The 12704-nt window shown below is 45.5% G+C and carries 9 protein-coding genes; 8 read left to right on the top strand and 1 reads right to left on the bottom strand.

Annotated features, from left to right (window positions below; genetic code table 11):
- The first annotated feature begins 5 nt into the window (after nt 1-5).
- Nucleotides 6-1286, top strand: coding sequence for a Wadjet anti-phage system protein JetD domain-containing protein (locus EFA47_RS05560; RefSeq protein ID WP_122642357.1), 1281 nt, complete (start codon nt 6-8; stop codon nt 1284-1286).
- Nucleotides 1287-1387: 101 nt separating this feature from the next.
- Here the strand turns inward: EFA47_RS05560 and EFA47_RS05565 are convergent, their stop codons facing one another.
- On the bottom strand, nt 1388-1912 hold the full coding sequence (locus EFA47_RS05565) for an ATP-binding protein (protein WP_235853222.1): 525 nt from the start codon (nt 1910-1912) through the stop codon (nt 1388-1390).
- Nucleotides 1913-2043: 131 nt separating this feature from the next.
- Between EFA47_RS05565 and EFA47_RS05570 the strand changes: the two genes are divergently transcribed.
- The 7 genes from EFA47_RS05570 to EFA47_RS05605 all read left to right on the top strand — a co-directional run bounded on the left by EFA47_RS05570 (nt 2044) and on the right by EFA47_RS05605 (nt 12701).
- Entirely contained in the window at nt 2044-2280 is a 237-nt protein-coding gene (locus EFA47_RS05570; RefSeq protein WP_122642358.1) for a site-specific integrase, read from the top strand.
- A gap of 336 nt (nt 2281-2616) precedes the next feature.
- Nucleotides 2617-4614 carry an excinuclease ABC subunit UvrB gene (uvrB, locus tag EFA47_RS05575; RefSeq protein ID WP_122642359.1) on the top strand — a complete coding sequence of 666 codons (1998 nt, stop codon included), beginning with the start codon at nt 2617-2619 and terminating at the stop codon, nt 4612-4614.
- 164 nt (nt 4615-4778) lie between these two features.
- Entirely contained in the window at nt 4779-7631 is a 2853-nt protein-coding gene (uvrA, locus tag EFA47_RS05580; protein WP_122642360.1) for an excinuclease ABC subunit UvrA, read from the top strand.
- Between the two features lie 469 nt (nt 7632-8100).
- Nucleotides 8101-9090, top strand: coding sequence for a rod shape-determining protein (gene mreB / locus EFA47_RS05590; RefSeq protein ID WP_122642362.1), 990 nt, complete (start codon nt 8101-8103; stop codon nt 9088-9090).
- 269 nt (nt 9091-9359) lie between these two features.
- On the top strand, nt 9360-11570 hold the full coding sequence (gene recD2 / locus EFA47_RS05595) for an SF1B family DNA helicase RecD2 (protein ID WP_122644422.1): 2211 nt from the start codon (nt 9360-9362) through the stop codon (nt 11568-11570).
- A gap of 38 nt (nt 11571-11608) precedes the next feature.
- The gene (locus EFA47_RS05600) at nt 11609-12250 is read left to right on the top strand and encodes a ComF family protein (RefSeq protein WP_334295126.1); all 642 of its coding nucleotides are present in this window, start codon (nt 11609-11611) and stop codon (nt 12248-12250) included.
- Nucleotides 12251-12305: 55 nt separating this feature from the next.
- A complete protein-coding gene (locus EFA47_RS05605) occupies nt 12306-12701 on the top strand; it encodes a hypothetical protein (RefSeq protein WP_122642364.1) in 396 nt (131 codons plus the stop codon).
- Nucleotides 12702-12704: the final 3 nt, after the last annotated feature.

A 12704-nucleotide genomic window follows, 5' to 3' on the forward strand; every position in this document is an offset into this window, starting at 1 on the left:
GATTGATGTCGGAAGAACAGAACGAGCGGATGGAATATTACAGAGAAAAGATTTTAACATGGCTTGCAGAAGCATATCGCAAGAGTAAGAAGGATCGTGGAGACAATGTGATTCGCAGGCGTACAGCGTTAAATCCAGAAAAGATTTGTCCGCAATATCGTCAGAATGATGGTGAGATTGAGGAAATCACGGCCTTGAATGAGGCGGCTGAATCTTGTGCGCAAATGGGATTTCTGAATTTCAAAACGAAGAAATTCAGTCATGAGATTGAGACAATCTATCTGGAAGATCTGCAGATTGAGGAGGTAGAAGCCTATTTAAAGGCGGAGTATGGGTATGAATCAAAACAGGATAAGCGGGAAATAGTCAGGAAAATGATACGGCAGTATGAAGGGAAATCTCCGGCTGCTTCCCAAATATGCCGGGAATTAGAAGAGGAGCTGGAGCAGAACCGGATTCCAAAGCAGTACGAACAGACCGAAGAAATCCTGAAGGCGCTTGTGTTCATAGAGAATAACCAGACACCGCTATTTTTGCGGGAAGTATCGATGATGATTTATGGGACATCGAAATATTTTGAAGAGAAGATGTTTGATACCGTATGCAGGAAGCTGAGGAAGTATTTAGAACGCCCTTGCCCGGCAGACGAGATGCCAGGTGAAATCCTGGAAGATTATTTCATATATCCGGAGCAGCAGCGACTTTGTATGAAAGGGAATGTTGCGCTGAAAAAGTGTGGAGAGTTGATAGAGCTTGGCGCATTCCCGGGCGGGGTGGAGTTTGCAGCAGAGGAACTCGCTGATATCGAAGGGATTTTCGTCAGGGGAACCTTATTTATAACGGTCGAAAATAAGACGGCATATTACAGATGTAAAAAGAAGGATGCTGTATTTTTCTACCTCGGTGGTTATGTCAGCCGTATGCAGAGAGAGTTTCTGAAAAAGGTAATAGAGGAGAACCCGCAGCTTGCGTTTCTTCATTTTGGTGATATTGATTCTGGAGGATTTTATATTCATGAGCACTTGTGCCGGATGACGGGCAAAGCATTTGGATTGTGGCATATGTCGGTAGAGGAACTTCGGAATCCTAAATACGAGAAATGTCTGCAGAAACTGACGATTCAGGATAAGAGACGTTTGCGAAAGATTGCCGGGAAGGAGCCATATAAAGAAAGTGCGGAGTATATGCTTGAGAAGGATGTGAAGCTGGAGCAGGAAATTGTGAGTTATTATCTGGCGGAGGAGTATAGGGATTTTACAATTTCTGCGAAAGAAGTCAATGAATGATATAAAGACCAATGCGAGTAAACATACATTAGCGGTTTTTGTGGGCGAAGTGACGAAACTGCCACTTCGCATCTGTGCTTTAGCGAACAAAAATATTCGATTTATTGTGGAAGAAGGTAATGGGTGTTTTTTCCCTTGCCTTCTTGTACAATCTGACCATTTTCTGTCATTTTCTTTAAAAGTCGTCCGGATGAAGACTGACCTATCCCAAGCAGTATTTCAACTTCTTTTCTGGTAACAAAACTTCGTTCTTTTGTCAGAGCAATTACTTTTTCTTCAGGCGTATCTTTTTGGGGAGTGATTTGGTTTGTTTTTTTTGGTTTAGTATTTGCGTTTAGGTTAGGAAGAATGATTTTAAAGGCGTTGTCGGATGTTTCAATTTGAGGAGTCATTTCGGTTCCTTCATATGCATCTCTAATTTTCATAATTCCTGTTCCGTAGACTTCTATCAGCTCCAGGCGGTAGAATACATTTGCCAGTTTAGCATTCCGGCAGACGGAAATCCCCATTTTTACATCTTTTAAGGTTACACCGCTTACTAGACCACCGATAGAGGTGAATTCAAGTCTGTCAGCATAAAGACTGATGAACGTGCTGGCACGGAAGGAATATTCGCGATGAACCAAAAGGTTTAAAAGCGCTTCCCTGACCGCTGTTTCTGGATAATCGCGTCTGTCAATGCGGTATAACCGATCAAAGGTTGAATGTGTCTGATTGCGGAAATCAATAAAATATTCAGGAGCATGATTTGCCGTATATGAATTGGAAAATTTTAAGATACACGTATGCTACAACAATTTTAAAAGCAGGATATTCATTAAAATCGGTCTTAAAAACACTTGGGCATACTAAAAAAGGATTTACTACAGATTATTATGTCGATATGAAAGAATTAATCAGGGACTGCCAGCCTGACATTATGGTTAAGGAACCTGATAAAGAAATGTTAATATGGGATTGGAATTTGACAGAAAAGATGGAGATGCTGTTGTAAAAAGCAGGCGGTATTTTAAAGGATGATTAATATGGAGCGTAATATGAGATAGAATGGTAAAAGAACTCAAAATATCCTTGAAATGGGGCAATTGATTATCTGTTTTCGTACAAGAAAAACACGGACAGGATAACATGACAAAATCCTAAAAAGAAGAGTTGACACTAAACAATATATAGGATAAAATGAAGTAAGAACATTTGTTCTAAAAACAAGTGATAATAAAAAACAAAATGTGTGTTTTTGGATTTTGACAATAGAAGAAACACGGCAATTACACGAAAAATTCGTGTAATTGCCGTGTGAGTATTCATAGAAATGCAGGGAGAAATGTGAATGAGTGAAGAAAAAATCTTTAAATTAGAATCCCCATATCAGCCGACAGGAGATCAGCCACAGGCCATTGAACAGCTTGTAAAAGGATTTAAGGAAGGCAACCAATGCCAGACTTTACTAGGGGTTACGGGCTCTGGTAAGACATTCACGATGGCGAATGTAATACAGGAATTGAACAAGCCGACACTGATCATTGCACACAATAAAACACTCGCTGCACAGCTTTACGGGGAGTTCAAAGAATTTTTCCCCAATAACGCGGTGGAGTATTTTGTATCCTATTACGACTACTACCAACCCGAGGCCTACGTCCCTTCATCAGACACTTACATTGCCAAGGACTCCTCTATTAACGATGAGATTGATAAGCTCCGTCTCTCCGCCACCATGGCATTGGCGGAACGCCGCGATGTGATCATTGTTGCCAGTGTTTCCTGTATCTACGGCCTGGGAAGTCCTGTAGATTATCAGAATATGGTAATTTCTCTGCGTCCTGGAATGACAAAGGACAGGGATGAGGTGATGGCCAAGCTCATCGAGATTCAATATGACAGAAATGAGATGGACTTCCACCGGGGAACATTCCGTGTGCGGGGGGATGTCATGGAAGTAATACCGGCAAATTCAGCAGACACAGCTGTGAGGATTGAGTGGTTTGGGGATGAAGTGGACCGTATTACAGAGATTGACATCCTGACAGGGGAGATTAAGGATGAGCTGAAGCATGTGGCCATTTTCCCGGCTTCCCATTATGTGGTGGACAAAGAGAATATCAGCCGTGCGGTAAAGGCCATTGAAGAAGAATTGGAGGAGCGGGTCAGGGAGTTCAAGGGCAGGGACAAGCTCCTGGAAGCACAGAGAATTGCAGAAAGGACTAATTTTGACATAGAGATGCTCAAGGAGACTGGGTTTTGTTCAGGGATAGAGAATTATTCCCGGCATCTGGCCGGGTTGTCCCCAGGGCAGGCTCCCTATACGCTGATAGATTATTTTCCCGATGATTTTATTATGATGATAGATGAATCGCATAAGACGATCCCACAGATTGGCGGGATGTATGCAGGCGACCAGTCCCGGAAGTCCACACTGGTAGATTATGGTTTCCGCCTTCCTTCTGCAAAGGATAACCGACCTTTGAATTTTAGTGAGTTCGAAGGAAAGATAAACCAGATTATGTTTGTTTCAGCTACGCCAGGGCCTTATGAGCAGGAACATGAATTGCTGCGGGCAGAACAGGTGATACGGCCCACAGGCCTGTTGGACCCTCAGGTGGAAGTGCGCCCGGTAGAAGGGCAGATTGATGACTTGGTGGGTGAGATTAACAAAGAAGTTTCCAGGAAAAACAAAGTTCTTGTGACGACCTTGACTAAAAGGATGGCTGAGGATCTGACAGACTATATGCGGGAAGTGGGGATCAGGGTAAAATATCTCCATTCGGATGTAGATACCCTTGAGCGTTCTGAGATTATACGTGATATGCGCCTTGATGTATTTGATGTGCTGGTAGGGATCAATCTTTTAAGGGAGGGCCTTGATATTCCAGAGATTACATTGGTAGCGATTCTGGATGCTGACAAGGAGGGATTTCTGCGTTCAGAGACTTCCCTGATCCAGACGATAGGGCGGGCGGCCCGAAATGCGCAGGGCCATGTAATTATGTATGCAGATACCGTGACAGAATCTATGCGAAATGCCATGGATGAGACGCTGCGGAGACGGGAAATCCAGATGAAATATAATGAAGAGCATGGGATAACTCCCCAGACAATCCAGAAGTCAGTAAGGGATCTGATCAGCATTTCAAAGAAAGCTGCAGCAGAAGAGATGCGGATAGAAAAAGATCCAGAGTCAATGAGCAGAAAGGAGTTGGAGAAACTCATCGCAGATATGTCAAAGCAGATGAAGAAAGCAGCGGCGGAGTTAGATTTTGAGACTGCGGCAGAGCTGCGTGACAGGCTTATAGAACTGAAAAGGACACTCAATGAGATGGATGATTAATTAGGATGGCAATATACTACTAATTGGGGCAGCCAGGCATATCATTCCCGGGCATATTTTACCGGGGGTATTGCCGCCAGCCCGCAGTGATACGGCCAGGTGCTTTCGCCAGATAGAGGAGAGAATATTACAGATACTAGGTAGGGTATAGGAAGGAAAACAGCATGGGAAAGAAAATGGATGCCAGGAAGTATATTAAAATACGGGGCGCAAATGAAAATAATTTAAAAAATATTGATTTGGACATTCCAAGGAATGAACTGGTTGTGCTGACCGGACTGAGTGGATCTGGCAAGTCGTCACTGGCCTTTGATACGATTTACGCAGAAGGGCAGCGCAGATATATGGAGTCATTGTCCTCCTATGCGCGGCAGTTCCTGGGGCAGATGGAGAAACCCAATGTGGAGAGTATTGAAGGGTTGTCTCCGGCTATCTCCATAGACCAGAAGTCCACCAACCATAACCCCCGTTCAACCGTAGGGACAGTTACGGAAATTTATGATTATTTCCGCCTGCTGTATGCCAGAGTGGGCATACCCCACTGTCCAAAGTGTGGCAGGGAGATTATGAAACAGACGGTAGACCAGATGGTGGATCAGGTGATGGGCCAGCCCGAGGGGACAAAGATTCAGCTTCTTGCCCCAGTGGTGAGAGGCCGCAAGGGCACACATGCAAAGCTGCTGGAGCGGGCAAAGAGAAGCGGATATGTAAGAGTGCGGATAGATGGCAATATGTATGAATTGTCGGAAGAGATCTCCCTGGATAAAAATATCAAGCATAATATAGAGATTATTGTAGACCGCCTTGTCGTAAAACCAGGAATCGAAAAAAGACTGACAGATTCTGTTGAAAATGTGCTGAATCTTGCGGAAGGACTGTTGATTGTAGACGTTATTGGCGGGGAGGCTATGAACTTCAGCCAGAGTTTTGCCTGCCCGGACTGCGGCATCAGCATTGAAGAGATAGAGCCTCGGAGCTTTTCATTTAATAATCCATTTGGCGCCTGCCCGGTTTGTTTTGGACTGGGATATAAAATGGAATTTTCTGAGGATTTAATGATACCAGATCCGGCTTTGAGCATTAACCAGGGAGCCATCACGGTGATAGGATGGCAGTCATGTACTGAGAAATCCAGTTTTACCAGGGCGATTTTGGATGCTCTCTGTAAAGAATATAAATTTGACCTGGATACCCCCTTTGAAAAATATCCTAAGAAAATCCATGATATTCTCATTTACGGAACAAATGGTAAGTCTATTAAGGTCTACTATAAAGGACAGAGGGGAGAGGGAGTCTATGATGTAGAATTTGAGGGCTTGCTCAAAAATGTAGAGAGGCGTTATAGAGAGACCGGCTCTGAGACCATGAAGGCAGAATATGAGAGTTTTATGAATATCACCCCTTGTTCAGAATGCGGCGGCCAGCGCCTGAAAAAAGGTGCCCTGGCGGTTACAGTGGGTGGGAAAAACATTGCAGATGTAACAGCACTTTCCATAGAAAAGCTGCAGGATTTCTTGGGCCGGCTTGAGCTGACCCACACCCAGCAGCTTATAGGAGGTCAGATTTTGAAGGAGATTAGGGCCAGGATTCAGTTCCTTATGGATGTGGGGTTAGACTACCTGACGTTGGCAAGGGCAACCGGTTCTCTTTCCGGCGGGGAGGCCCAGAGGATCCGGCTGGCTACACAGATTGGATCCGGTTTGGTAGGGGTTGCTTATATACTGGACGAGCCAAGTATAGGCCTCCATCAGCGGGATAACGATAAACTTCTGGCAACGCTGAAGCATCTGCGTGACCTGGGCAATAGCCTGATTGTGGTGGAGCATGACGAGGATACAATGCTGGCGGCAGATTGTGTAGTGGACATCGGGCCGGGAGCGGGGGAGCATGGCGGAGAGGTGGTAGCTGTGGGCACGGCCAAAGAGATCATGAAAGACCCCCATTCTATAACAGGAAAATATTTAAGTGGGAAAATACAGATCCCTGTTCCAGAAGAGAGGAAAGAACCCACAGGAATCCTGAAGATAGTAGGTGCAGAAGAAAATAATCTGAAGAATATTGATGTGGATATCCCCCTTGGCATTATGACTTGTGTGACCGGGGTATCTGGTTCTGGGAAAAGTTCTCTGGTTAATGAAATATTATATAAAAAGCTTGCCAGAGAACTGAACCGGGCCAGGACAATTCCGGGAAAGCATAAAAGGATCGAGGGACTTAATCAGGTGGATAAGGTGATTGACATTGATCAGTCCCCCATCGGAAGGACTCCCAGATCCAACCCTGCCACCTATACTGGGGTCTTTGACTTAATCAGGGACTTATTTGCGGCCACGCCGGACGCAAAGTCCAGAGGATATAAAAAGGGCAGGTTCAGTTTTAACGTCAAGGGAGGGCGATGTGAGGCCTGCAGCGGTGACGGCATTTTGAAAATTGAGATGCATTTTCTTCCCGATGTGTATGTTCCCTGTGAGGTATGTGGCGGCAAGCGTTATAACAGAGAGACACTGGAGGTTAAGTATAAGGGCAAGACCATTTATGATGTCCTGAATATGACAGTAGAAGAAGCGCTGGGATTTTTTGAACATGTGCCTAGTATACGCAGAAAAATGGAGACCTTGTATGATGTGGGACTTTCTTATATCCGCCTGGGGCAGCCGTCTACGGAACTGTCAGGGGGAGAGGCACAGAGAATTAAGCTGGCATCAGAATTGAGCAGGAGAAGCACAGGCAAGACAGTTTACATTTTAGATGAACCGACTACAGGGCTGCATTTTGCCGATGTCCATAAACTGACTGAGATTTTGAGGCGGCTTTCTGGCGACGGGAATACGGTTGTGGTAATTGAGCATAACCTGGATGTCATAAAAACTGCTGATTATATTATAGACATTGGCCCAGAGGGGGGGGACAGAGGGGGGACAGTGGTTGCCAAAGGGACGCCTGAGGAGATTGCTGAAAATCCCCGCTCTTATACTGGCAAATATATCAAGGCCATGCTCAACAAAAGCAGAGGATAGATATAGGGAGATCAAGTTGAAGGGGGAATCCTGTGATATAAGGTTTGGAAGCTGGATGCTCTTAAGCTTCCAAACCTCCTGCCCTATATTGGGAAAGTAGGAGTGTGGAGATATTTTTTGAGTTTTATACGGCAAGGCTGATACCCTGGGGAGCAGAAATTGGGGGTGGATTCCGGGAATATTCTGTCTATAAATACTTTTTAATAAATTGTCAATTTTTATTCATAAGAATCGTTTTTTTCCTCATACTAATAGCATATCTGCATAAAAAGTCGAATTATCCAGAGCGTATTTTCCAAATCATTAAGAAATACTAAAAATACAAAAAAAGGGTTTCCATTTCTGGAAAAGTTTATTATACTAATTGTGCAATCAAAGACATATCAGCAAATGATTTCTGCCTTGGGCAGTGAAATACAAAGGATTAGATATAAGATGAGTAATAAGGGTTTTGGAAGGGAGAGTCAGTATGTCTGTAGATATTGGGATAGATTTAGGCACAGCCAGCGTGCTTGTGTATGTAAAGGGGAAGGGGGTCGTACTCAAAGAGCCATCTGTGGTGGCTTTTGACAGGGATACCAACGTGATTAAGGCTATCGGGGAGGAAGCACGTCTGATGCTGGGGAGAACACCAGGCAATATTATCGCTGTCCGCCCCCTCCGCCAGGGTGTGATTTCCGACTATACGGTGACAGAGAAGATGATTAAGTACTTTGTACAGAAGTCCCTGGGAAAAAGAACTTTTAAGAAACCACGGATCAGCATATGTGTCCCCAGCGGCGTTACAGAAGTTGAGAAAAAGGCCGTGGAAGAAGCGACCTTTGCTGCCGGGGCCAGGGAAGTACATTTGATTGAAGAGCCGGTAGCCGCTGCAATCGGCGCGGGAATCGACATCTCCAAGCCCTGCGGCAATATGATTGTGGACATAGGCGGTGGGACGGCGGATATCGCTGTGATCTCACTGGGAGGCACTGTAGTCAATACCTCAATCAAGATTGCGGGGGATGATTTTGATGAGGCGATTGTCAGATATATGCGTAAAAAACATAATCTGCTGATAGGGGAGCGTACAGCAGAGGATATTAAGATTAAAATAGGGACAACATATCCTCTTGTAGAAGAGGAGACGATGGAAGTCAGGGGGCGCAATTTGGTCACAGGACTCCCAAAGACAGTGACAGTGACCTCCTCCGAGACAGAGGAAGCGCTGAGGGAAGCCACAGGGCAGATTGTGGAGGCGGTCATTGCAGTTTTGGAAAAGACGCCGCCGGAACTGTCAGCAGATATTTTGGACAGAGGGATTGTGCTGACTGGCGGAGGGGCGATGCTTAGGGGCCTGGAAGAGCTGATAGAAGAAAAGACAGGCATTCATACAATGACTGCGGAGGATCCGATGAAAGTAGTAGCTATCGGAACCGGGCAGTTTGTAGAGTTTATGAGCGGCAGAAAAGATTTCTAAGTAAAAGGGCCGGGATGGGGCAGACTACTTTGGATGGTATTGGGTTGGACAGGTACCAGGGGGAGTCTGTCCCCCTTGCGTTGGAGGCAAATCCTGGTTTCAGGAATAGATACAGACTTCAGGCTGAAAGTGCATTTGGCATCGGTTTTCATCAAATTTGCAAGGCCCGGTGGGGATTTGCTTATGTCTGTCTGAGGCACAGCTTTGGCGGCGCGCCGGGAGAGGCAAACGCCTGGCAGAGACAAGAAAGCCTGAAAGAGGAGGAGATTGTGGAATCGGTTACTGGATATGTGGAACATATTGTGTTCAGAAATGAAGATAATGGTTATACAGTTTTTAATCTGCAGAACGAGGAAGGAGAGCTGACTTGTGTCGGTAGTTTTAATATATTAAGTGAGGGAGATCTGGTTGAAGTTGGGGGAGAATATGTGAATCACAGTGTTTACGGAACCCAGCTCAAAGTAAGCTCTTATAAGCTGAAGGAGCCGGAAGACCTTGTCTCAATCGAAAAGTATCTTGGCTCTGGCGCTGTAAAGGGAGTCGGGCCGGCCCTCGCAGGCCGGATAGTGGGCATGTTTAAAGAAGATACTTTTCGGATCATGGAGGAAGAGCCGGAACGCCTTGCAGAGATTAAAGGAATCAGCGAGCGCAAGGCCCGGGAGATTGCAGAGCAGGTAGAGGATAAAAAGGATATGCGCAGGGCTATGATTTATTTACAAAATTATGGCATATCCACCACCCTGGCCGTGAAAATCTATAAATATTATGGGACAAGGCTTTATGAGGTTCTGGAAGAGAATCCCTATCAGCTGGCGGACAATATTGACGGCGTTGGGTTTAAGACCGCCGATGAGATTGCCTCCAGGATTGGAATACACACAGACTCGGACTTCAGAATACGGAGCGGTATATTTTATACACTGCAGCAGTCAGCAGCCGAGGGGCACGTCTATCTTCCCCGGGAGACGCTTCTTCTGCGCTCATGCCGCCTTCTCGGCGTAGAGATACGGGATATAGAAAAATATATTATGGACCTGTGCATCGAGAAGAAAACTGTATGTAAGGATACGGGAAATGAAATACGTATTTATGCTGCCCGCTACTACTATATGGAGTTGAATATAGCCCGCATGCTGCATGATCTGAATATAGAGTGCAATATGCCTGAGGACATGATGGAGAGCCGGCTGCGCAAAGTGGAGCAGAAGGGGCAGATTTCTCTTGATCCTATGCAGCACAGGGCGGTCATAGAATCTATCAGGCACGGGCTGCTGATTTTGACAGGAGGCCCGGGAACAGGAAAGACCACCACAATCAATACAATGATCCAGTTTTTTGAAAGTGAAGGCATGAGTATTCTCCTTGCTGCACCTACAGGGAGAGCTGCAAAGCGGATGACAGAGGCAACGGGGTATGAAGCACAGACGATACACCGTTTGCTGGAAGTCAGCGGGAATCCTGAGGAGGAAGGAAATATAAACGGTTTCATGCGCAACCAGCAGAATCCACTGGAGACAGATGTACTTATTATAGATGAAATGTCCATGGTAGACCTGCCTCTTATGCAGGCCCTTCTCTCTGCGGTTGTGGAAGGGACCCGCCTAATCTTAGTGGGAGATGTCAATCAGCTGCCTTCAGTAGGGCCGGGCAGCGTGCTGAAAGATATCATTGTCTCCGGTAAGTTTTCTGTGGTGACGCTGACTAAAATATTCCGGCAGGCAGGAGAGAGCGATATAGTAGTGAATGCCCATAAGATTCATGCGGGGGAGCCTGTTATATTGGACAACAAAAGCAAGGATTTTTTCTTTTTAAAAAGGCAGGAGGCAGATGTAATCATCAGTGTAGTCATTACATTGATACAGAAGAAGCTTCCCCAGTACGTAGAGGCGGCCCCCAATGAGATTCAGGTAATGACCCCTACCAGAAAAGGCCTTTTAGGGGTGGAGCGCCTCAATACTATATTACAGAAATATTTGAATCCCCCTTCACCTGAGAAGGCAGAAAAGGAAGTCGGGCAGAGGCTCTTCAGAGTGGGGGACAAGGTAATGCAGATTAAGAATAACTATCAGCTGGAGTGGGAGATCAGCACGAAGTTTGGGCTGACTGTTGATAAGGGAGCCGGGATATTTAATGGAGATATGGGGGTCGTCACAGAAATAAATTTTTATGACGAGACACTGCAGGTAGAATATGACGAAAAGCGCAAAGTTGAATATCCTTTTGAGGCGCTGGATGAGCTGGAGCTGGCCTATGCCATCACCGTGCACAAGTCACAGGGCAGTGAGTATCCCGCAGTGATCATTCCGCTTCTGCCCGGGCCTAAAATGCTGTATAACAGGAACCTTCTCTATACAGCAGTAACAAGAGCAAAAAAATGCCTGACAATTGTGGGGAGTGATGTGACATTTCAGGAGATGATACAAAACAAAAACGAACAGAACCGCTATACAAGCCTGGCAGAGCGTATACAGGAATTTTAAATTTCCTTTATCCTCCCGTCTGCCCTTTCTGCCGTGAGATTACATATGATGGAATCTGCCCGGTGTGCAGGAAGCATATCCATTACATAGAAGAACCCCGCTGTATGCGCTGCGGCAAAAGCCTGGATCAGGAGGAGGAAGAATATTGCCGGGACTGTGGGAGGGAACCTGGGTATTATGAACAGGGATACAGCCTGTGGGCGCATAGGGGAGCTGTCTCAAAGGCAGTATATGATTTTAAGTATAAGAATAAGAGGCGGTACGGGGAGGTTTTCGCCGCTGAAATGGCGGCACATTTTGCAGAAAGCCTGTCTGGGTGGGGGATCCAGGAGATAATCCCCATCCCTTTGCACAGATCCAGAAGGCGGGCCAGAGGATATAACCAGGCTGAACTTCTGGCTGAAGGGCTGGGGCGTATTTTAGATATACCAGTCCAGAAACAGGCGCTTTTCAGGGTGAAAAAGACGGTTCCCCAGAAAAGCCTTGACAATAAGGGCAGGACTGCAAATATGAGAGGGGCGTTTGCCCTGTCAGGCCAGTACCAGCCAAAGGCCTCAGTGCTGCTGGTTGATGATATTTATACAACAGGGAGTACGATCAATGGAGCTGCAAAAATGCTGAGAAAAGCGGGAGCGGAAAAAGTGTATTTTTTGACTATAAGCATTGGACAAGGACTCTAGCTGTATGCTATACTAAAAATGATGTTTAAAAGTAAGAAAACACAGAGGTGGTTAAATGTTGGACAAAAACCGTGTCAGGTTGATGACTAAAATGGCTGCATATGAGAAAAGCCTGGCCGTGGAAGATTTTAAAATCAGCAGTTATTATAAAAAGGATTATGCAAGCATGAATACCCTGATTACAGCTATCTGGGTTACTATCGGATATGCTCTCATAGTGGGGTTGGTAGGGGTATGCAACCTGGATGCCCTGCTAAAAGATTTGACAGTGACGAAGCTGTTTATTATGGGAGGGGCAGTGGTCGGCGCATATCTTGTCATACTGATTATTTACTGTGTCTGTGCAGGCAGCTTTTATAAAACCCGCCATAATAAGGCAAAACAGCGCATGAAAAAGTACTATAGAGATTTATCCCGCCTGGGAAAGTTATATATGAAGGAGAAAAATTAATTA

Origin of the sequence: Luxibacter massiliensis, assembly GCF_900604355.1 — a bacterium.
GTDB lineage: Bacteria > Bacillota > Clostridia > Lachnospirales > Lachnospiraceae > Luxibacter > Luxibacter massiliensis.